The organism is Phycicoccus sp. Soil803 (assembly GCF_001429685.1).
Lineage (GTDB): Bacteria > Actinomycetota > Actinomycetes > Actinomycetales > Dermatophilaceae > Pedococcus.
On the sequence record NZ_LMST01000001.1, the window covers coordinates 3,847,623 to 3,867,781 of the forward strand.

The 20,159-nt window shown below is 72.4% G+C and carries 22 protein-coding genes; 18 read left to right on the top strand and 4 right to left on the bottom strand.

Annotated features, from left to right (window positions below; genetic code table 11):
- Positions 1-35 precede the first annotated feature (35 nt).
- The 3 genes from ASG95_RS21480 to ASG95_RS17870 all read left to right on the top strand — a co-directional run bounded on the left by ASG95_RS21480 (position 36) and on the right by ASG95_RS17870 (position 2,059).
- Entirely contained in the window at positions 36-176 is a 141-nt protein-coding gene (locus ASG95_RS21480; protein WP_157582219.1) for a hypothetical protein, read from the top strand.
- Positions 173-1,477, top strand: a complete 1,305-nt coding sequence (locus tag ASG95_RS17865; RefSeq protein ID WP_057378328.1) for an HNH endonuclease signature motif containing protein — start codon at positions 173-175, stop codon at positions 1,475-1,477. The genes ASG95_RS21480 and ASG95_RS17865 overlap by 4 nt, the downstream gene beginning before the upstream one ends.
- Positions 1,478-1,549: 72 nt before the next feature.
- Entirely contained in the window at positions 1,550-2,059 is a 510-nt protein-coding gene (locus tag ASG95_RS17870) for a putative immunity protein (RefSeq protein WP_057378329.1), read from the top strand.
- Between the two features lie 33 nt (positions 2,060-2,092).
- Here the strand turns inward: ASG95_RS17870 and ASG95_RS17875 are convergent, their stop codons facing one another.
- Entirely contained in the window at positions 2,093-2,830 is a 738-nt protein-coding gene (locus tag ASG95_RS17875; protein WP_157582222.1) for an alpha/beta fold hydrolase, read from the bottom strand.
- 133 nt (positions 2,831-2,963) lie between these two features.
- Here ASG95_RS17875 and ASG95_RS17880 point away from each other — a divergent pair, with 133 nt between their 5' ends.
- The 15 genes from ASG95_RS17880 to ASG95_RS17950 all read left to right on the top strand — a co-directional run bounded on the left by ASG95_RS17880 (position 2,964) and on the right by ASG95_RS17950 (position 17,060).
- Positions 2,964-3,266 carry an urease subunit gamma gene (locus tag ASG95_RS17880; protein ID WP_056924291.1) on the top strand — a complete coding sequence of 101 codons (303 nt, stop codon included), beginning with the start codon at positions 2,964-2,966 and terminating at the stop codon, positions 3,264-3,266.
- A 32-nt stretch (positions 3,267-3,298) separates the two neighbouring features.
- Positions 3,299-3,652: an urease subunit beta gene (ureB, locus tag ASG95_RS17885; RefSeq protein ID WP_056924292.1), complete on the top strand. Its 354-nt coding sequence runs from the start codon at positions 3,299-3,301 to the stop codon at positions 3,650-3,652.
- On the top strand, positions 3,645-5,354 hold the full coding sequence (locus ASG95_RS17890; protein WP_057378983.1) for an urease subunit alpha: 1,710 nt from the start codon (positions 3,645-3,647) through the stop codon (positions 5,352-5,354). Before ureB ends, ASG95_RS17890 begins: the two co-directional genes overlap by 8 nt.
- 9 nt (positions 5,355-5,363) lie before the next feature.
- Positions 5,364-6,032, top strand: coding sequence for an urease accessory protein UreF (locus tag ASG95_RS17895; protein ID WP_235543999.1), 669 nt, complete (start codon positions 5,364-5,366; stop codon positions 6,030-6,032).
- Positions 6,025-6,774 (top strand): urease accessory protein UreG, encoded by a 750-nt coding sequence (ureG, locus tag ASG95_RS17900; RefSeq protein WP_057378331.1) that lies wholly within the window; start codon positions 6,025-6,027, stop codon positions 6,772-6,774. Before ASG95_RS17895 ends, ureG begins: the two co-directional genes overlap by 8 nt.
- On the top strand, positions 6,758-7,495 hold the full coding sequence (locus ASG95_RS17905) for an urease accessory protein UreD (protein WP_162259419.1): 738 nt from the start codon (positions 6,758-6,760) through the stop codon (positions 7,493-7,495). The genes ureG and ASG95_RS17905 overlap by 17 nt, the downstream gene beginning before the upstream one ends.
- 66 nt (positions 7,496-7,561) lie before the next feature.
- Positions 7,562-7,810 (top strand): SCO4226 family nickel-binding protein, encoded by a 249-nt coding sequence (locus ASG95_RS17910; protein ID WP_056924295.1) that lies wholly within the window; start codon positions 7,562-7,564, stop codon positions 7,808-7,810.
- A gap of 207 nt (positions 7,811-8,017) precedes the next feature.
- Positions 8,018-9,961, top strand: coding sequence for a 2-oxoacid:acceptor oxidoreductase subunit alpha (locus tag ASG95_RS17915; protein WP_057378333.1), 1,944 nt, complete (start codon positions 8,018-8,020; stop codon positions 9,959-9,961).
- A complete protein-coding gene (locus ASG95_RS17920) occupies positions 9,958-11,055 on the top strand; it encodes a 2-oxoacid:ferredoxin oxidoreductase subunit beta (protein WP_057378334.1) in 1,098 nt (365 codons plus the stop codon). The genes ASG95_RS17915 and ASG95_RS17920 overlap by 4 nt, the downstream gene beginning before the upstream one ends.
- A gap of 21 nt (positions 11,056-11,076) precedes the next feature.
- Complete coding sequence (gene rarD, locus ASG95_RS17925; protein ID WP_057378335.1) at positions 11,077-11,997, top strand: EamA family transporter RarD; 921 nt, start codon at positions 11,077-11,079, stop codon at positions 11,995-11,997.
- An 87-nt stretch (positions 11,998-12,084) separates the two neighbouring features.
- Positions 12,085-13,143 (top strand): iron-siderophore ABC transporter substrate-binding protein, encoded by a 1,059-nt coding sequence (locus ASG95_RS17930; RefSeq protein WP_057378336.1) that lies wholly within the window; start codon positions 12,085-12,087, stop codon positions 13,141-13,143.
- Entirely contained in the window at positions 13,140-14,141 is a 1,002-nt protein-coding gene (locus ASG95_RS17935; protein ID WP_082592833.1) for an iron ABC transporter permease, read from the top strand. Before ASG95_RS17930 ends, ASG95_RS17935 begins: the two co-directional genes overlap by 4 nt.
- Entirely contained in the window at positions 14,138-15,196 is a 1,059-nt protein-coding gene (locus ASG95_RS17940) for an iron chelate uptake ABC transporter family permease subunit (protein WP_235544001.1), read from the top strand. Before ASG95_RS17935 ends, ASG95_RS17940 begins: the two co-directional genes overlap by 4 nt.
- The gene (locus ASG95_RS17945; protein WP_057378338.1) at positions 15,196-16,065 is read left to right on the top strand and encodes an ABC transporter ATP-binding protein; all 870 of its coding nucleotides are present in this window, start codon (positions 15,196-15,198) and stop codon (positions 16,063-16,065) included. Before ASG95_RS17940 ends, ASG95_RS17945 begins: the two co-directional genes overlap by 1 nt.
- Positions 16,062-17,060: a siderophore-interacting protein gene (locus ASG95_RS17950; protein WP_057378339.1), complete on the top strand. Its 999-nt coding sequence runs from the start codon at positions 16,062-16,064 to the stop codon at positions 17,058-17,060. Before ASG95_RS17945 ends, ASG95_RS17950 begins: the two co-directional genes overlap by 4 nt.
- A 6-nt stretch (positions 17,061-17,066) precedes the next feature.
- Here the strand turns inward: ASG95_RS17950 and ASG95_RS17955 are convergent, their stop codons facing one another.
- The 3 genes from ASG95_RS17955 to ASG95_RS17965 are packed head-to-tail and all read right to left on the bottom strand — an operon-like array spanning position 17,067 to position 20,058.
- Positions 17,067-17,582, bottom strand: a complete 516-nt coding sequence (locus ASG95_RS17955) for a DinB family protein (RefSeq protein ID WP_057378340.1) — start codon at positions 17,580-17,582, stop codon at positions 17,067-17,069.
- A 32-nt stretch (positions 17,583-17,614) separates the two neighbouring features.
- On the bottom strand, positions 17,615-18,916 hold the full coding sequence (locus ASG95_RS17960; protein ID WP_057378341.1) for a D-arabinono-1,4-lactone oxidase: 1,302 nt from the start codon (positions 18,914-18,916) through the stop codon (positions 17,615-17,617).
- The gene (locus tag ASG95_RS17965; RefSeq protein ID WP_057378986.1) at positions 18,913-20,058 is read right to left on the bottom strand and encodes an alanine racemase; all 1,146 of its coding nucleotides are present in this window, start codon (positions 20,056-20,058) and stop codon (positions 18,913-18,915) included. Before ASG95_RS17965 ends, ASG95_RS17960 begins: the two co-directional genes overlap by 4 nt.
- Positions 20,059-20,159 lie beyond the last annotated feature (101 nt).

Consider the following 20,159-nt stretch of genomic DNA (forward strand, 5'->3'; position numbering starts at 1 on the left):
TCGGGCTGTCGGTGCCGCCGTGTAGGCTCGAACACATGTTCGAGAGCGTGCAGGACGTGCAGGGGGCCGACCCGGCCGTCCTCGCTGGTGCGCTCTTGGCCTTGTCTGACGACGAGATCGCGGACCTGCCGGTCGAGCAGGCGGAGGCGCTGGCCCTGGCGTCGCAGCGGGTGTGAGTGCGGTGACCGCGCGGCAGCGGTCGGCGATGGAGACCGTGGCCCGGCGGTGCGACGAGCGAATCGACCAGGAGGCAGCGGACGTGGCGCTGGCCGGCTCCCGGCGACCGCACCTCTCAGGGCAGGCTCTTGCGGCCGGGTCGCTCGCCGCCCTCCTGCACGTCTCACCGCGGACCATGTCGACGCGCATCGACCACGCCCGACCGGCGGTGTGCACCCTGCCGCAGGTGCAGGCCCTGGCGTGGACGGGTGACCTCGAGCCGTACCGCGTCGACGCCGTCGTCGCCGAGTCGATGGCTGCACCAGCGGCACGGCTCCACGAGTTCGAAGCCCGAGTGCTCGAGGGCGACATCACCGAGCTGAGCTGCGCTGCCCTGCGCCAACGGGCCCGCCGCGCGGCCGACCGGTGCGCCCCCGACGACGCCGACCACCACGCCGCCCTGGCCCGGGGCCGCAGCGAGGTGCGCGTGCGCCCGGGTGAGTGCACCGGCATGACCCGGCTGGTGGCCGACCTGCCGACCCCCGTCGCGATGCGCATCTGGGGTGCGGTGGACGGGCTCGCGGCCGAGTACGCCCGAGCCCAGCCCGGCCTGCGGATGGGCGCCGCAAGGGCCGACGCCCTCACCGACCTCGTCGAGGCCAACGCCACGATCAGCACCACCATCGAGCTCGTCGCCCCGATCGATGCCGGCCACCACACCCAGCCCGATCTCGGCGTCTCAGCGCAGTGTGTTGCTCCGGCTCCCGCAGACGAGGCCGCGGAGGATGCAGATCCCGTCGGTGCTGGTGTCTACCAAGACCTCGGTGGCTGTGAGGAACTCGACGACGGGGTCCTGCACGACCACGACGGGGACCTGTGGTTCGTGTCCTCCCACACCGAGGTGCCGCTCCTAGGCTCGTTGCTCCCCTCGGACGTGGTGGACCTGCTCAACGACCCGGACGTCACCATCCGCCTCGCCCGCAGCGACTCGGTCACCGGCGCGACCCGCTGGCAGGACCCGACCACCTACCGTCCGGGTGCCAGGACCGCCCGGGCGGTCCGGTCCCGCGACGGCACCTGCCGGTTCCCCGGCTGCGCCACCGCCGCCCGACGCTGCCAGCTCGACCATGTGGTCCGACATCCCGACGGGCCGACCACCGTCACCAACCTGCAGACCCTGTGCGCCACCCACCACGGGTTCAAGCACCACGCCGGCTGGCAGGTGACCATGGACGAGCGCGGGATCTGCACCTGGACCGCCCCCGACGGCCGCACCCACACCACCCACCCGATGGACCGCCACGGCCACCAAGCCGCCTGACCCCGCGCATCCTCCGGCTGAACTCGAAGCCAGATCGCACGTTGCCGGATCGAGGGCTGGCAGGCTGGTTGCATGATCCTTCCCGAAGTCCGCGACCCGCGCCTGGTCACGGTGCGTCGCGGCGGGACGCTCACGGATGCGGATCACCACCTCCTGGCGCTGTGGGCCGCCGCGTGTGCCGAGCACGTCCTGGACCTGTTCGAGCGGGAGGAGCCGACGGACGGCCGTCCGCGAGCGGCGATCGACGCGGCCCGCGCGTGGGCCCGCGGCGAGCTGGCGATGATGGACGCAAGAGCGCGGGGCGGGCACGCGATGGGTGCGGCGCGACCCCTGCTCGGGCCGGCCCGGTTCGCCGCCTACGCCGCGGGCCAGGCCGCCTGCGTCGGCCACGTGGCGGAGCACGACCTCGGGGCGGCGGCCTACGCCATCAAGGCCGCGCAGGCAGCGAGCCCGCAGGATCCAGACGCCGGACGACGCGAGCGCGACTGGCAGCGCGACCAGCTCCCCCAGGAGGTTCGAGCGCTCGTGCTGGAGGACCAGGTGCGCCGCAACGCCATCTGCTGGTCGGTCTTCGACGACTGACGAGCGAATGACCCGCTGGGACCAGGTCGCGCCTCAGCGTGGCGTCGCGAGGGCGTCGAGGAGAGCCAGTAGGAGGTCGGCGACGCGCTCAGGCTCGGCGAGGTGCGCGAGGTGGTGGCCCGCCTCGCGGCGCACCGCCCAACCGAGACCTTCGGCGAGAGTGAGCTCCTCGACATACGTGTCGCCGAAGCCGAGGTATGCCGCCGGCCGCGCCTCCCAGCCGAGCGGCACGGGTAGGGGCGTCGTGAAGTACTCCGGGGGGAGTCGGGGGGCCTCACGGGTCACCCGGTCGAGCCAGTCGTCGTCCGGGAAGAGGGCCGCGACGTCCGCGCGGTCCCACCACGACGGCCACGGCGGGAGGAGGCCGTCGCTCAGCGGCAGCGTCTCGATGAACTCCGCGAAGGCTGCGGGCGCCAGTCGGGTCTCGGCCACACCGGCAGCGGGCAGAGCGGCGTCCATGAAGACCACCGGCAGGTCACGCGCGCTGGCGAGGGCCGGCGCGTAGTAGCCGGCGTTGCTGTGCGCGACGAGCACCGTCGCCGCGTGGTGGTCGATGACTGCACCAAAGGTGTGGAGCACCCCGCCGGGCATCACCTCGCCGGCCGGCAGGGACGCGACCACCGTGGCGAGCCCGCGCTCCCTGAGGATCCCGGCCAGGGGCAGGTAGCTGGCCGGCCCGAGCAACGGGCTGGGGAGGATCACGACGCGCGACGAGCCCACAGTGCCCGGCGCGGGGCCGGCCTCCGGAGTGGGGATGCTGTGTGACGGCACGGCCCGACGCTAGCGCTGGCGGGGAGGAAACCCGCACGAAACACTGCCTTGGTCTACTGACCCTGCCCGACCGGACCACGTGGCCGGTCCAACCGAACCGACCGCCGGGCGACGTCACGCCAAGGAGGCCGCGATGCACCTGTCCCCCGCGGACACCGAGAAGCTCCTGCTGTCGGTGGCCGGCATGGTCGCCCGGGACCGCCTGTCGCGCGGCGTCCGGCTCAACCACCCCGAGTCGGTCGCCCTCCTCTCGACCTGGGTCATCGAGCGAGCCCGAGACGGCGCCCTCGTGGCCGACCTGATGGAGCAGGGCCGGAGCGTGCTCACCCGCGACCAGGTCATGGACGGCGTGCCCGAGATGATCGCCGACGTCCAGGTCGAGGCGACCTTCCCGGACGGCCGCAAGCTCGTCACCCTCCACCACCCCATCGCCTAGGCGCAGACGACGTCGACAGAGGAGGAAAACCGTTGAGCAGCACCACCTCCGGCCCCGGGGCGATCCGGGTGAGGCCCGGCACCGTCACGATCAACGCCGACCGCACCGACGCCGAGCGGCTCACCCTCGTCATCGTGAACACCGGCGACCGCCCGGTGCAGATCGGCTCCCACCTGCACCTGCCCGACAGCAACACCGCCCTCGACTTCGACCGCACCGCCGCGCACGGCTTCCGGCTCGACATCCCCAGCGGGACGTCGGTGCGGTTCGAGCCCGGGGTGAGCCGCGAGGTGGACGCCGTCGCGTTCCGCGGGCGGCGGAGGATCCCGGGCCTCCAGCTGCCGGCCACGACCGGCCGGACGACCGAGGGTGACCTCGATGGCTGACCTCGACCGCGAGCGCTACGCCGCGATCTACGGCCCCACGACCGGCGACCAGGTCCGGCTCGGTGACACCGACCTGTGGATCGAGGTCGAGGACGACCTGACCTTCGGGGGTGAGGAGGCCGTCTTCGGCGGTGGCAAGTCGATCCGCGAGTCGATGGCCCAGGGCACCCGGAGCAGCGCGGACGGCGCCCTCGACACGGTCATCACCAACGCGATCGTGCTCGACCACTGGGGCATCGTGCGCGCCGACGTCGGCATCCGCGGGGGCCGGATCGTAGCCCTCGGCCGCAGCGGCAACCCCGACATCGCGGACGGCGTGCACCCCGACCTCGAGATCGGCCCTGGCACCGACGTCATCTCCGGCGAGGGCCGCATCCTCACCGCCGGCGGGGTCGACCTGCACGTGCACTTCCTCTCCACCAGCCAGGTGCACGAGGCCCTGGCGGCCGGGCTGACCACCCTGGGCGGCGGCGGCACCGGCCCCTCGGAAGGGTCCAAGGCGACCACCGTCACGCCCGGCCCCTGGCACCTCCAGTCGGTGCTCCGAGGCCTCGACCACCTCCCGGTCAACCTCCTGCTCATGGGCAAGGGCAACACCGTCAGCGCCGCGGGGCTGCGCGAGCAGGCGCTCGCCGGCGCGGCGGCATACAAGGTGCACGAGGACTGGGGCAGCACCCCGGCCGCGATCGACGCAGCCCTGCGCGCCGCCGACGAGTTCGGCCTGCAGGTGGCGCTGCACAGCGACAGCCTCAACGAGGCGGGATTCGTCGACTCGACCTTGCGGGCGATCGGCGGGCGCAGCATCCACGCCTTCCACACCGAGGGCGCCGGCGGCGGGCACGCTCCCGACATCATCACCATCGCCGGGCACCCCAACGTGCTGCCCGGCTCCACGAACCCGACCCTCCCCCACACCGTCAACACGGTCGCCGAGCACCTCGACATGCTGATGGTCTGCCACCACCTCAACCCGGCGGTCCCCGAGGACCTGGCCTTCGCCGAGAGCCGGATCCGGGCCACCACCATCGCGGCCGAGGACATCCTCCACGACCTCGGCGCCCTCTCGATGACGAGCAGCGACGCGCAGGCGATGGGTCGCATCGGGGAGGTGATCACCCGCACCTGGCAGGTCGCCCACGTCATGAAGGCGCGGCTCGGCGCCCTGGGCGGCGGTCTCCCGGCGGACAACGAGCGGGCTCGGCGCTACCTCGCCAAGTACACGATCAACCCCGCCATCGCGCACGGCATCGACCATGAGGTCGGCTCGATCGAGGCGGGCAAGCTCGCCGACCTCGTGCTGTGGCATCCCAAGTTCTTCGGGTGGCGCCCCGACGTCGTGATCAAGGCGGGCGCGATCGTGTATGCCGCGCTCGGCGACCCGAACGCGTCGATCCCCACGCCGCAGCCGGTGCTCATGCGCCCGGCGCTGGTCGGCGACGGCGGGGCGGGGGCCGACCACGCGCTGACCTTCGTGGCGCCGGCCGCCCTCGACGACGGCCTCGCCGAGCGGCTCGGGCTGCGGCGCACGCTCGTCGGCGTCCGTCCGACCCGGGACGTGAGCAAGGCCGACATGGTGAACAACGATGCCCTGCCGACCATCGAGGTCGACCCCGAGTCGTTCGCGATCAGCATCGACGGCGAGCGCGTCGAGCCGTCCCCGGCCATGGAACTCCCACTCGCGCAACGCTATTCGCTGTTCTGACGAGGTCCCGTGCTCCCCCACCCCGAGTTCGCCGCCATGCTGCTGGCCGACGGCCGGCTGCCCGTCGGCGGCCACACCCAGTCCTCCGGGCTCGAGCCGGCCCTCCTCGGTGGCCTCGAGCCGCGCGACGTGCCTTCCCTCGTGGCCACCCGGCTGCGGACGGTCGTGCTGGTCGACGCGGCGACGGCGGTCGTCGCCCGGCACCGCACCCTCGCCGGCCTCCCCCTCGACGACCTCCAGCTGGCCTGGGCCGCCCGCACCCCCAGCGAGGTGGTGCGGGCCGCGTCCATCGCGGTGGGGCGCGGGCAGCGGCGTTTGGCGCAACGGCTGTGGCCCGGCAGCGCGGCCGCCTCCGCCCTCGCGCCGATGCCGGCTCCGGCCCGGCCTGTGGCGGTCGGCGCGATGGCCGCCGCGGCCGGTCTCGACGGCGCCCGCACCGCCCGCCTCGTCGCCTACGACGACGTCCAGTCCCTCTGCGCTGCCGCCCTCAAGCTGTGCCCCCTCGATCCGGTCGAGACCACCGAGTGGCTGCTGCACGCAGGTCCGGGGATCGAGGAGGTCGTGGCGGCGGTCGCGCACCTGACCGAGCCGGACGGCATCCCGGCGCCGTCCGCACCGCTGCTGGAGCAGTGGCAGCACGCCCACCCCACCCACCCACGGAGGTTGTTCAGTGCCTGACACCACCACGCCCGACAGCACCACGCCCGACACCACGCGCGCCTTCCGGCTCGGCGTCGCCGGGCCGGTCGGCACCGGCAAGTCCTCGCTCATCGCCATGGTCTGTCGCGAGCTCGGCGACGAGCTGCGGCTCGGGGTCGTCACCAACGACATCTACACCGACGAGGACGCCCGGATGCTGCGCGCCGCCGGCGTCCTCGACCCCGAGCGGATCCGTGCCGTGGAGACCGGCGCGTGCCCGCACACCGCGATCCGCGATGACGTGACCGCCAACCTCCTCGCTGTGGAGGACCTGGAGGCCGACTTCGCACCGCTCGACCTGGTGTTGGTCGAGTCGGGCGGCGACAACCTCACCGCGACCTTCTCCCCCGCGTTGGTCGACGCCCAGGTCTTCGTCCTCGACGTGGCCGGTGGCGGTGACGTGGTGCGCAAGGGCGGTCCCGGCATCTCGCGCGCCGACCTCCTGGTCGTCAACAAGACCGACCTGGCGCCGCACGTGGGCGTCGATGCGGACCTCATGCAGGTGCAGGGTCGGGAGGCCCGCGACGGACGACCCGTCATCGGCCTGTCGCGCACCGACCCAGCGTCGGTCGCCCAGCTGCGCGCGTGGGTGCTGGCGATGCTCGGTGCCCACCGCAGCGGCCACCACGTGCCGGTCGACCCGGGCCCGATGGCCCCGCACAGCCATGCCGATGGCGGCACGCACAGCCACGTCGGCGGTGACGGTGTCCACGCACACTGAGGTCCGCACCGCCCGGGTCGAGCTCTGGCCCGGGGGCGGAAGCAGCCGACTCGTGCTGGCCGCCGGCCTGGTCACCCCGCGGGTGGTCCGGCACGACGCATCAGGCGCCGAGGTCGCCCTCCTCGCCACGACCGCCACCCTCCTCGGCGGGGACACCCTCCGGCTGGCGGTCGTGGTGGGTCCCGGGATGCGCCTCGACCTGCGCGACGTGGCGGGCACCGTGGCCTACCACGGTCGCGGACTCGGCTGCGTGGTCGACGCCTCGTTGCGGGTGCACGAGGGGGCCACCCTCGCCTGGGCCGGCGAGCCCCTCGTCGTCGCCGACGGCTCCGCCGCCACGCGACACCTGCGCGCCGACGTCGACGAGGGTGGCCGCCTGCTTGTTCGCGACCGGGTCGCCCTGGGCCGTAGCGGCCAGGACGGCGGTCGCCTCGACTGCCACACCGCCCTGAGGTATGCCGGTCGGCCAGCCCTCGTGGAGCACCTCGAGGTGCGGGCGGGGCTGGGACCTGGCGCCCTCGGGACGGCGCGGGTCGTCGACACCCTCACCGCGCTCGGCTGGCGGCCGGACGCCGTGGCCGGCCGCGCGGCATACCAGCTGCACGAACCGGGCACCGTCGCCCGCGAGCTGCTCGACGAGGCCCACACCTCCGGCCTGCCCACGGTCTGGGCCGCCTGGCGCGCCGAGCTCCCGGGTCAGCCGGGGCAACCACCAATTTGACGGAGTGTCGGCGGGGCCGCCCAGGCGTAGTTTGGCAGGACAACCATCTGAGAAAGGGAGACCACCATGGGCCAGTTCATGGATGTCCACACCAACATGCCGGGAGTCACCGCCGAGGCGCTGCTCGAGGCGCACCGGGCCGACCTCGCCATCCAGGACGAGGAGTCGGTGGACTTCAAGCAGGCTTGGGCCGACCCCGTGAGTGGACACGTCTTCTGCCTGTCCGAGGGACCGGACAAGGACGCCATCCAGCGCATCCATGAGCGCGCCGGCCACCCCTACGACGAGATCCACGAGATCACCGTCACGGCCTGACCCGGCCGCGCTGCCCCGCCCGACAGCCGCCCGCCGCCCGCTCGACCTGTCGGAGCTCGATCTGCCGCGCCCAATAACGACATGCCCGACTGTCCGAAATGCGGGTTGCCCGCATGCCCCGGCGGCGGCCGTCCTACCATGGAAGAACGCCCGCAGGAAGCGCGCGGCGCGCAACAAACAGCAGATGAACAGGTGGCGGAACACGCAGTGACGCAGACACAGTCGAGCGGCAAGAGCGTCCAACGCCTCGATCGGGTCGTGATCCGGTTCGCCGGCGACTCGGGCGACGGCATGCAGCTGACCGGAGACCGGTTCACGTCGGAGACCGCAGCCCTCGGCAACGACCTGTCGACGCTGCCCAACTTCCCGGCCGAGATCCGGGCGCCCCAGGGCACCCTGCCCGGTGTCTCGAGCTTCCAGCTGCACTTCGCGGACCACGATGTTCTGACGCCCGGTGACGCGCCGGACGTGCTGGTCGCGATGAACCCCGCGGCCCTCAAGGCGAACCTGCGTGACCTGCCGCGCGGCGCCACGATCATCGCCAACACCGACGAGTTCTCGAAGCGCAACCTCGCCAAGGTGGGCTACGACGCCAACCCCCTGGACGACGGCAGCCTCGAGTCCTGGCACGTCCACCCGGTGGCGCTCACCTCGATCACCGTCGAGGCCCTGGCCGCCTTCGACACCTTGTCCCGCAAGGACAAGGAGCGCGCCAAGAACATGTTCGCGCTCGGGCTGCTGTCGTGGATGTACCACCGCCCGACCACTGGCACCGAGTCGTTCCTGGAGAAGAAGTTCGGCTCCAAGCCCGACATCCTCGCCGCGAACCTCACCGCGCTGAAGGCCGGCCTCAACTACGGCGAGACGACCGAGGACTTCGCGGTCTCCTACGAGATCGCGCCCGCGAAGATGGCCCCCGGCACCTACCGCAACATCACCGGCAACGCCGCGCTCGCCCTCGGCCTGGTCACGGCGTCGCACCGGGCGGGCATCCCCCTGGTGCTCGGCTCCTACCCGATCACCCCCGCCTCCGACATCCTCCACACCCTCTCGGGCCTCAAGCGCTACGGGGTGACGACCCTGCAGGCCGAGGACGAGATCGCCGGCATCGGCGCGGCTCTGGGGGCGTCGTTCGGCGGCGCCATCGGGGTGACCACGACCTCCGGCCCCGGAGTCGCGCTCAAGTCCGAGACGATCGGCCTCGGGGTCTCGCTCGAGCTCCCGCTGGTCATCGTCGACGTGCAGCGCGGCGGCCCCTCGACGGGCCTGCCGACCAAGACGGAGCAGTCCGACCTGCTGCAGGCGATGTTCGGGCGCAACGGCGAGTCGCCGGTGCCGATCGTGGCCCCGCAGTCGCCGGCCGACTGCTTCGACGCCGCGCTGGAGGCGGTGCGCATCGCCACCACCTACCGCACTCCCGTGTTCCTGCTCTCCGACGGCTACCTCGCCAACGGCTCGGAGCCGTGGTCGATCCCGTCCGTGTCGGAGCTACCCGACCTCACCGTCGAGTTCGCGACCGAGCCGAACGACACCGACGACAAGGGCGAGCCGGTCTTCCACCCGTACCTGCGCGACGAAGCCACCCTGGCCCGACCGTGGGCCATCCCGGGGACGCCCGGGCTGGAGCACCGCATCGGTGGCATCGAGAAGGCCAACGTCACCGGCAACATCTCCTACGACCCCGACAACCACGACCTGATGACCCGCCTCCGGGCGGCCAAGGTCGAGCGGATCGCCGACACCATCGGTGACCTCGAGGTCGACGACCCGAGCGGCGAGGCCACCGTGCTGGTGCTCGGCTGGGGGTCGACCTACGGACCGATCGCCGCCGCCGCGCGCAGCGTCCGCAACACCGGCGCGCAGGTGGCCCGGGCTCACCTGCGCCACCTCAACCCGTTCCCCGCCAACACCGGCGAGGTCCTGCGGCGCTACGACAAGGTGCTCGTCCCCGAGATGAACATGGGCCAGCTCGCGATGCTGCTGCGCGCCAAGTTCCTCGTCGACGTGCACTCCTTCACCCAGGTGCGCGGGCTGCCCTTCACCACGGTCGAGCTCGCCGACGCCATCGTGTCGCTCGCCTCCGGCGCCGACACCCTGGCTCCGGACACCAAGGCCACCGACACCGTGGCCGCCAAGGGAGGACACGCATGACCACCGAACTAGGCATGCCGTCCATCGGCGTCCGCAGCGGCACCGCCGGCGTCCCGCACCTCGCCGAGGACGACCCGCGCCAGACCAAGAAGGAGTTCACCTCCGACCAGGAGGTGCGCTGGTGCCCCGGCTGCGGCGACTACGCCATCCTCGCCGCCGTGCAGGGCTTCCTGCCCGAGCTCGGCCTCAAGCGCGAGAACACCGTGTTCGTCTCCGGGATCGGCTGCTCGTCGCGGTTCCCCTACTACCTCGACACCTACGGCATGCACTCGATCCACGGGCGCGCGCCGGCGATCGCCACCGGGTTGGCCACCAGCCGCCCCGACCTGTCGGTCTGGGTCGTGACCGGTGACGGCGACGCGCTGTCGATCGGCGGCAACCACCTGATCCACGCCCTGCGCCGCAACGTCAACCTCACGATCCTGTTGTTCAACAACCAGATCTACGGGCTGACCAAGGGCCAGTACTCGCCCACGTCGGAGGTCGGCAAGGTCACCAAGTCGACCCCGATGGGCTCGGTCGACCACCCGTTCAACCCGGTGTCCCTGGCGCTGGGGGCCGAGGCCACCTTCGTGGCCCGGACGACCGACACCGACCGCAAGCACCTCACCGAGATCCTCCGCGCCGCCGCCGAGCACCGCGGCACGTCGCTGGTCGAGATCTACCAGAACTGCCCGATCTTCAACGACGGCGCCTTCGACCTCATCAAGGACCGCACCCAGCAGGAGGCGAGGATCGTCCACCTCGCCGACGGCGAGCCGGTGGCCGTCGGGCCCGAGGGCGACCGACAGGTGCTGGTGCGCGGCGCAGGAGGCGTCATGGAGTTCGTGCCGCAGGTCGAGTCGGAGGGACGCGACGTGGTCGTGCACGACGCCGGTGCGGCCGACCCGACCCAGGCCTTCGCGCTGTCGCGGCTGGACTCGCCGCAGATGACGCACGTGCCGATGGGCATCTTCCGCAGCGTCTCCCGGCCGACCTATGACGACATGGTGCGGGCCCAGGTGGACGCCGCCATCGACACCGCCGGCGGTCGCCCCACCGACGCCGACCTCGACGCGCTGATCCACGGTCGCGACACCTGGACCGTGGCGTGACCCACGACACCACCACCTGAGGTGCCGGCGGACGACGCACGGCGCGGCGCGGCATACGGGTTCATCGCCTATGCGATCTGGGGGGCCTTCCCGCTCTACTTCGCGGCGCTGAAGCCGGCCGGCGCCTGGGAGATCCTGGCGCACCGGATCCTGTGGACCCTGCTGCTGTGCGCCCTGGTGCTGGTCGTGCGCCGCGACCTCGCCTGGGCCCGCCAGCTCTGGCAGCGCCCGAGGCTCGGCCTCGGCGTCACGGCGGCTGCGCTGCTGATCGCCGCCAATTGGGTGATCTACGTCGCGGCGGTGCTCGGGGGTCGCACCACCGAGGCGGCGCTCGGCTACTTCCTCAACCCCATCGTCACGGTCGCCCTCGGGGTCGTCGTGCTGCGTGAGCGGCTGCGTCCCCTCCAGTGGGTCGCGGTGGGCATCGGCGCCTTCGCCGGGATCTACCTCAGCCTCGCCGCCGGGTCCGTCCCTGTCGTGGCCCTGAGCCTGGCGATGTCCTTCGGGCTCTACGGCCTGGTGAAGAAGAAGGTCGGTGCCTCGCTCGAGGCGATGCACTCGCTGTCCGCCGAGACCGCCGTGCTGGCGCCCATCGCGGTCGTCATGCTCGTGGTGCTGACCAGCCGGGGCGACACCACCTTCACGACCGAGGGCGGGTGGCACACGATGCTGCTCGTGGCCGCCGGGGTGGCGACCGCCACCCCGCTGCTGCTCTTCGCGGCCGCGGCTCGACGGGTGCCGCTGGTCACCGTCGGCCTCTTGCAGTTCATCACCCCGGTGCTCCAGCTCCTGTGTGGAGTGCTCCTGCTCGACGAGCACATGACGCGCAGCCGGTGGGTCGGCTTCGGCATCGTGTGGGTCGCGCTGGTGGTGCTGAGCGTCGACTCGATCCGGAACCTGCCGCGTCGCGGCCGACCGGAACCCGAGCCCGTGCTGCCCTGAGACGAGGACATACGCCCCCTTGCGGCGGCCACGGTAAGTAAGGTTAGGCTTCCCTTAGTTCGGATCCCCTGACCCAAGAGAGCCACCATGAACCGCACCCCTCTCGCCGCCGCCGCGGCTGCCGTCCTCGCCCTCGCCCTGTCCGCCTGCTCCACCGGCACCAGCGGCCCGGCCAGCGGCGCGTCCGACGCCGGCGCCTCGAGCGGCACAGACACCTCGGCCTTTCCGGTCACCATCACGCACGCCTACGGCGACACCGTGGTCAGCAAGCCCCCCACCCGGGTGGCCACACTCGGCTGGTCCGACCAGGACTTCGCGCTGGCCCTCGGCGTCGCCCCCGTGGGCGCCGTCAAGGTCACCTGGGGTGGCAACGCCAAGCTCTCGACCCCTTGGTATGACGCGAAGCTCGCCTCCCTGGGCGCGGCCGAGCCGACCCGCTACGACGACGCCGACGGCGCGCCGCTCGAGGAGATCGCCAAGCTCGCGCCGGACCTGATCCTCGCGACCAACTCGGGCGTGACCAAGGAGGAGTACGCCAAGCTCTCCAAGATCGCCCCCGTCGTGGCCTACCCGGGGGCCGCGTGGGGCACGCCGTGGCAGACCTCGCTCGAGATGGTGAGCAAGGCGCTCGGCCGGGAGAAGCAGGCGCCCGCCGTGCTCAAGGCCACCGAGGACTCGATCAAGGCCGCGGCGACGAAGTACCCGCAGACCAGGGACAAGACGTTCATCTTCGGAGCCATGTCGCCGACCGACAGCTCCAAGATCGACTACTACACACCGCTCGACAACCGGCCGCGGCTGCTCGTCGACCTCGGCATGAAGAACGCGCCCGTCGTCGAGAGCCTGACCAAGGGCAGCACCGAGTTCTACCAGACGATCTCCGCCGAGCAGGCCTCGACCCTCGAGTCCGACGTGTTCATCACGTACACCGAGAGCGATGCGGACATGGCGAAGTTCCGCAAGGACCCCCTGCTCGGCCAGGTGCCGGCCCTCAAGACCGGCGGCTACGTCGCCGCGACCAACAAGACCGACTCGCTCGGCATGTCCGCACCGTCCCCGCTGTCGATCCCGTGGGCGATGGAGAAGTTCGTCCCGACCGTGGCGGCAGCCCTGGACCGCGCGGCGCCATCACATCCCAACCAATGACGCACGGCAACCTGGTCCGCACGGTCGCCGTCGCGCTCCTCGCCATCGTCGTCGTCGGCGCTGCCCTGTCCCTGCTGGTGGGGTCGCGGGCGGTCCCGGTGGGCGAGGTCTGGGCCGCCGTGACGGCCCACGACCCGACGAACCCGCTGCAGGCCATCGTGGCCGCCCGCATCCCGCGGACCGTCGTCGCGCTGCTCGCCGGCGGCGCCCTCGGCCTCGCCGGGGCGACCATGCAGGGGCTGACCCGCAACCCCCTCGCCGATCCCGGCATCCTCGGCATCAACGCCGGCGCCGCGCTGGCGATGGTGCTGGCGATCAGCGTCTTCGGCGTCACCCAGCTGAGCGGTTACGTCTGGTTCGCGCTGGCCGGCGCCGCGCTGGCCGCCGTCCTCGTGCACGCCATCGCCGGCCTCGGTCGCGACGGAGCAACGCCGGTCAAGCTCGCGGTGGCCGGTGCGGCCCTCGCCGCCGGCCTGTCGAGCTGGACGCCGGGCCTGTTGCTGACCGACCGCCAGACCCTCGACGTCTTCCGGTTCTGGCAGGTCGGGACCGTGGGCGGGCGCAGCATGGATGTCGTCTGGCCGGTGCTGCCGGTGCTCGTGGTCGGGGCAGTCCTCGCCCTGACCGGCGCCCGGCTGCTCAACGTGCTGACGCTCGGCGACGACGTCGCCCGCGGGCTCGGGCGACGCGCCGGGCTCGACCGGGTGGTCGTCGGCATCGCCGTCGTCGCGCTCTGCGGCGGCGCCACGGCCCTGGCCGGACCGCTGGTCTTCGTCGGCCTCGTCGCGCCGCACCTGGCCCGGATCGTCGTGGGCTCCGACTACTCGCGGATCCTCCCGGTCAGCCTCGGCCTGGGTGCCGTCCTCGTCCTGTTCGCCGACATCCTCGGCCGGGTCGTGCTTCCCCCGACCGAGGTGCAGGTCGGCATCATGACCGCGGTCGTCGGGGTCCCGGTGTTCCTCGCACTGATCAGGCGCGGAGGGATGGGGGCGCTGTGAGCGCCGGGACGCTCTATCGGGTCGGCGGGCGGGTCGCCCTGGCTCCGCGCGAGGTCGTGCGCCACGCTCGCCGAGGCACCGCCCGCCGGCACCAGCTGGTGGTCACCGGCCTCGTCGTCCTCGTCCTCGGCACGTTCCTCGTGCGGGTGCTGCTGGGCGACTTCACCGTCACGTTCCCCGACTTCCTGCGCATCCTGGCGGGCCAGCAGCTCCCCGGCGCCACCTTCGTCGTCATGGAGACCAAGCTCCCCCGCGCCGTCCTCGGCGTGTTGGTCGGGGCGGCCTTCGGGCTCGGTGGCGCGATCTTCCAGACCACCTTGCGCAACGCGCTGGCCTCGCCCGACATCATCGGCGTGAGCATGGGCGCCAGCGCCGCGGCGGTCTTCGCCATCGTCACGCTCGGGCTGCAGGGTCCGGCGGTGTCGGCGTTCGCGATCGGCGGCGCGCTCGGGGTCTCCCTCGTCGTGCGGCTGGTCGCCGGGGCGCACGGTGGCTACCGGATCGTGCTGGTCGGCGTGGGGTCGGCGGCCTTCCTGTCCGCCGTCGTGCAGTACCTCTTCACCCGCGCCACCATCTACGACGCGCAGGCGGCCCTCGTCTGGCTGACCGGAAGCCTGGCGCGGGCCAGCTGGGCGCTCATCGCCCAGCTCGCCCTCGCCCTGGCCCTGCTCCTCCCGCTCGTCGCGTGGCTCGCCGGGACGCTGCGGCTGACCGAGCTGGGTCAGGACACCGCCACCGCGCTCGGGTCGTCACCCCGTCGCAGCGATGGGCTGATGCTGCTCGCCGTCCTGCTGGTGAGCGTCGCCGTCGCGGCGGCGGGGCCGGTGTCGTTCGCGGGGTTCCTCGCCGGACCGATCGCCAAGGCCCTCAACGCCGGTCGCACCACCCTGGTCGGCGCGATGCTCACCGGCGCCGCCCTGGTCACCGGCGCGGACTACGTCGGCGCCTACCTCATCGCCGACCTCAACCTGCCCGTCGGCGTCGTCACCGGCGCCTGCGGGGCACCCTTCCTGCTGTGGCTGCTCGCCACCGGCCGCACGACAAGGAGCACCTGATGACGTCCGCCACCGCAGGCACCCCGCGCCTCGTCGCCCGCGACCTCACCCTCGGCTACGACGACCGGGTCGTCGTCGACGGGGTGACTGCCGAGGTCCCGCACGGACAGGTCACCGTCATCGTCGGGGCCAACGCCTGCGGCAAGTCGACCCTGCTGCGCGGGATGGCCCGCCTCCTCAAGCCGCGCGGCGGGGAGGTGCTGCTCGACGGGAAGTCGATCCACGGCATACCCACCAAGGACGTGGCGCGCACGCTCGGGCTGCTGCCCCAGAACCCGATCGCTCCCGAGGGCGTGACGGTCGTGGACCTCGTGGGGCGCGGGCGCACCCCGCACCAGGGACGATTCCAGCGCTGGTCGGCCGAGGACGAGGCCGCTGTGGCCCACGCGCTCGAGGTCACCGACACCCTCGACCTCGCCGACCGGGTGGTGGACGAGCTCTCGGGTGGTCAGCGACAGCGGGTCTGGATCGCGATGGCGCTCGCCCAGGAGACCGACCTGCTGCTGCTCGACGAACCGACGACCTACCTCGACGTGGCCCACCAGGTCGAGGTGCTCGACCTGCTGCGCGACCTCAACGCGAGTCGCGGGACGACGATCGTGATGGTGCTGCACGAGCTCAACCTCGCCGCGCGCTACGCCGACCACCTGGTCGCCATGCGCGACGGGGTCGTCAGCGCGGTCGGCGCCCCGGCCGACGTGATCACCCGCGACGGGGTGCGCGAGGTCTTCGGCATGGACTGCCGGGTCATCGACGACCCGGTCTCGCACACCCCGATGGTCGTGCCGGTGGGACGGCACTCGCCCGCGTCCCGTTCGGCCGCCCCAGCCCCGGACCGCACCCTCGTCACCCACGGAGCCACGCCATGACCACGCAGACCCAGACCACCACTGCCCCCTCCGCCCTGGTCGCGGAGGTGCGGGTCGAGGCCGTCGAACGGCTGAGCCCGGCCTTCGTGCGGGTCACCTTCGGTGGTGCAGCCCTGCGCGACCTCAGCACGGCCGACGGGTTCGACACCCGGTTCAAGGTGGTCTTCCCCGGTCCCACCGGCCTCCTCCCCCGGCACAGCGCCGTGCCCGAGGAGTGGCAGGCGGCCTGGCTCGGCATGCCCGCCGAGGAGCGCTCGCCCATGCGCACCTACACGATTCGCGAGATCCGCACCTCGGGCGACACCGTGCAGCTGGTCGCCGACTTCGTCGTGCACGAGCCGGTTGGCAAGGCCGTCGACGACCTCGGTCCGGCCTGCCGCTGGGCCCTCGCCGCACGGCCCGGGGACGTCGTGCACGTCGTCGGGCCGCACCGGCTGTCGCCGATCTACGGCGGTACCGAGTTCGAGCCCGGCGAGCTGCGCGACCTGCTCGTGATCGGTGACGAGACCGCGCTGCCGGCCGTGGCGCGCATCCTGGCCGACGTCGACCCCGGCTTCACCGGCCACGTGTTCGTCGAGGTGCCCACGAGTGACGACATCGTCGACCTGCCCCGCCACCACCTCATCGACGTGAGCTGGCTGGTCCGCGGCTCAGCTCCGCAGGGTCGTCGGCTGGTCGCCGCGGTGCGCGGTCACCTCGGTCTCCCGCAGACCGACCTCGACACCCCGCTGCCCGAGGTGCCGTCCGACCTGGATGTCGAGGTCTGGGAGACCCCGCGCTACTCCTCCGCGGGCGAGGACCTCACGACGACCTCCGCGCCCACCGCGCCCGCCGCACCCGCCGCACCCGACCTCGCTGACACCTACGCCTGGATCGCCGGGGAGTCGTGGTTGGTCAAGGCGCTGCGTCGCGCCCTGGTCACCGAGCTCGGTGTCGAACGCTCGCGGGTCGCCTTCATGGGCTACTGGCGCGAGGGCGTCGCCATGCGTTCGTGATCCGGCTCAGCCGGGGTCGGGCACGTGGTGGCCGGTGCCGCCGTCGATGAGCTCACGCAGGATGTCGGCGTGGCCGGCGTGCCGGACGGTGTCCTCGATCATGTGCACCAGCACCCAGCGCAGGCTGACCGTGCGCCCCGTATATGCCGTGCCGGTCGCGTCCAGCGGCAGCTCGAGGATCGCCGCGTCCGCGGCTGCCCAGGCCCGGCGGTAGAACGCCACGATGTCGTCGGTCGTCTCGCCGTCGGCCGCGCGCATGTCGGCCTCGGGGTCCTGCGAGATGTCCGTCAGCGGCTCGGTGGGCCGACCGAACGTCTCGCAGAACCAGCCGTACTCGGCGTTCGCGAGGTGCTTGACCAGCCCGATCAAGTTGGTGCCGCTGGGCACCATCGGACGACGGACCTCCTCGTCGGAGAGCCCGTCCAGCTTCCAGACCATGACGTCGCGGTGGCTCTGCAGGGCTGCGAGCAGGGTCGTCTTCTCGTCGGCCAGGTAGGGGGTGGGCTGGGTGGGAGCGCTCATGCCGCGAGGCTAGCGACGGCCGACGACACCGGTCAGGACCCCAGGACGTGGTCGAGGTAGGCGTTGGCGAACCGGCGTCCCGGGTCGAGCTGGTGGCGCACCTCGAGGAAGTCGTTGAACCGCGGGTAGAGCTCGTGCAGCTCCTCGGCACCCAGGGTGTGCAGCTTGCCCCAGTGCGGCCGCCCGGCGTGCTCGGCCATGATCGACTCGAACGCCGCGAACGCGCCGTAGTCGTCCATCCGGTGGTACTGGTGGATCGCGACGTAGGCGTTGTCCCGCTCGTAGGCCGTGGACAGCCAGATGTCATCAGCGCCCGTGAACCGCAGCTCGAGGGGGAAGGTCAGCGGTGCGCGGTGCCGCTCGAGCCAGCTCCGCACCTCCAACACGACGTCGGCCACGGCGGTCCGGGGCACGGCATACTCGCTCTCGCGGAAGCGCACCTTGCGCTCGGCGACGAAGACGCGCCACGAGTCGTCGGTGTACTCGCGGGCCCCCAGGAGCCGCGCGCTGATGGTGTTGAGCCGCGGCACGATCGCGGGAGCGGCAGCCGCCGCCCGGTTGGTCACCTCGAAGAGGCGGTTCGACAGCAGCTCGTCGTCGAGCAGCGCACGCCAGCGCGGCAGGGGCGCCCCGCCGTCGTCGTCGCCGACGCGGTCGTTGTGCTTCACCAGGACGCGGTCGGTGAGTGGGAACCAGTGCATGTCGACGTGGTCGTGCGCCTCGACGTCGTCCTGGACCCGCTCGAGCACCTCGTGCAGGTCAGCGCTGAACTCCTTGGCGTGCAACCGGAAGGCCGGCACGCACTGCAGCTCGACCTCGGTGATGACGCCGAGTGCGCCGAGCCCCACCCGGGCGGCCTGGAAGACGCGTGGCTCGACGTCGGCAGAGCACTCCAACAGGGTGCCGTCGGCGAGCGCGAGCACCAGCCCAGAGACCGCGGCAGCGATGCCCTGCAACCGGATGCCGGTGCCGTGCGTGCCGGTCGAGATCGCCCCCGCCAGGGACTGCCGGTCGATGTCGCCGAGGTTGGGCAGGGCGAGGCCGAGGGCGTGGAGGGCAGGGTTCAGCACGTGCAGCGGGGTGCCCGCCAGGACCCGGACCCGGCTGCGTTCGCGGTCGACGTGGGTGATGCCGGTCAGCTCGTCGAGGCGCAGGTGGAGCCCATCCGTCGCCGCGATCGACGTGAACGAGTGCCCCGCCCCGACCGCCTTGACCGGGATGCCGCGGGCCCCCGCCCGCAGGATGGCCGCTGAGACCTCGTCGGGGCGGCGCGCCCTGGCCACCTCCACGGGATGGCTGGTCTGGTTGCCGGCCCAGTTGGTCCACGCGGTCATCCGAAGTTCTTCCCCTCACCCCGGTAGGTCGGCACCGTCTCGACCAGGTGGTCCCCGCTCACCAGGTGAAGCACGTCGAACCGCTCGCACATCTCCCCCGCCTTGGCGTAGCGGAACCACACGTTGTCGCCCAGGCCCAGGTCACGGACCCCGTTGCCCTGCAACGGGGTCTGCACCTCGCCCACGCCCTCGGACTTGACCAGCTTCACCTCGGCTCGGCCGAACGGCGCGGGCACCCGCGACCAGCCGGGCGGTCCCGACGCGACGTAGCCACCGCCGAAGGCCGTGACGAAGCCCGGTCCGGGGTGCCGCACGACCGGCAGCGCGAAGGCTGCCGCCGGTTGCGGCGTGAAGTCGTCGTAGCCGTCGAAGAGCGTCGGCCCGTAGAGACCGGACCCGGCCGCGAGCTCGGTCACGGCCGGGTCCGGACCGGTCACGTGCAGCGAGCCGGTCCCCCCGCCGTTGACGAACTCCAGGTCGGCGACCGCACGCACGGCCGCGACCACCTCGCCCCGGCGCCGACCGAGGGAGTCGGCGGAGCGCTTCTTCATCATCCGCACGGCCGGCGAGGAGTCGGGCAGGCCGGCGATCTGGGCGTCGTAGAACATCAGGCCGACCACCGACAGACCCGCCGCCGAGGCGGCGCGTGCGAGGGCGGCCGCGTCAGCGGGCTCGCGCAGGGGTGAGCGCCGGACCCCCAGGTGCAGCCGGCCCAGCCGCAGCGAGGCGTCGACGTCGAGGGCGACCCGCAGGCCGTGCGGCCGGTCCAGCGCGGCAAGGAAGTGCACGTGCTCGAGCGAGTCGACGGTCAGGGTCACCTGCGCCGCCTGGTGCGCGTCCGCGGCGAGGGCGGCGAGCGCGGCCCGGTCGACGCTGGGGTAGGCCACGTAGACGTCCTCGAAACCGGAGGCGACGAGCCAGCGGGCCTCCGGCACGGCATACGCCATCACGCCCGCGAAACCCGGCCGGGACAGGGCCCGCGCCAGGAGCGTGCGGCACCGCACCGACTTGGAGGCCACCCTGATCGGTTTGCCGGACGCCCTCCGCACGAGATCGGCGGCGTTCGCGTCGAAGGCGTCGAGGTCGACGACGGCGAGCGGGGGCTGCACGGAGGCGGTCGCACGATCCCAGTGGAGGGTCACCCGCCCGACCCTACCGATGCCGTACGCCGTGTTCACCGCTAGTCACCCGACGTTCACCTCAGAGCCGTCGTCAGCAGGACGTGTGGTTCCTAGGTTGGAGG

Coding starts and splice junctions, on each gene's coding strand:
- ASG95_RS17930 (WP_057378336.1), top strand. CDS start 12,085: ATGAACCGCACCCCTCTCGCCGCCGCCGCGGCTGCCGTCCTCGCCCTC.
- ASG95_RS17935 (WP_082592833.1), top strand. CDS start 13,140: ATGACGCACGGCAACCTGGTCCGCACGGTCGCCGTCGCGCTCCTCGCC.
- ASG95_RS17960 (WP_057378341.1), bottom strand. CDS start 18,916: ATGACCGCGTGGACCAACTGGGCCGGCAACCAGACCAGCCATCCCGTG.
- ASG95_RS17950 (WP_057378339.1), top strand. CDS start 16,062: ATGACCACGCAGACCCAGACCACCACTGCCCCCTCCGCCCTGGTCGCG.
- ASG95_RS17880 (WP_056924291.1), top strand. CDS start 2,964: ATGCACCTGTCCCCCGCGGACACCGAGAAGCTCCTGCTGTCGGTGGCC.
- ASG95_RS17920 (WP_057378334.1), top strand. CDS start 9,958: ATGACCACCGAACTAGGCATGCCGTCCATCGGCGTCCGCAGCGGCACC.
- ASG95_RS17870 (WP_057378329.1), top strand. CDS start 1,550: ATGATCCTTCCCGAAGTCCGCGACCCGCGCCTGGTCACGGTGCGTCGC.
- ASG95_RS21480 (WP_157582219.1), top strand. CDS start 36: ATGTTCGAGAGCGTGCAGGACGTGCAGGGGGCCGACCCGGCCGTCCTC.
- ASG95_RS17955 (WP_057378340.1), bottom strand. CDS start 17,582: ATGAGCGCTCCCACCCAGCCCACCCCCTACCTGGCCGACGAGAAGACG.
- ASG95_RS17945 (WP_057378338.1), top strand. CDS start 15,196: ATGACGTCCGCCACCGCAGGCACCCCGCGCCTCGTCGCCCGCGACCTC.
- ASG95_RS17890 (WP_057378983.1), top strand. CDS start 3,645: ATGGCTGACCTCGACCGCGAGCGCTACGCCGCGATCTACGGCCCCACG.
- ASG95_RS17910 (WP_056924295.1), top strand. CDS start 7,562: ATGGGCCAGTTCATGGATGTCCACACCAACATGCCGGGAGTCACCGCC.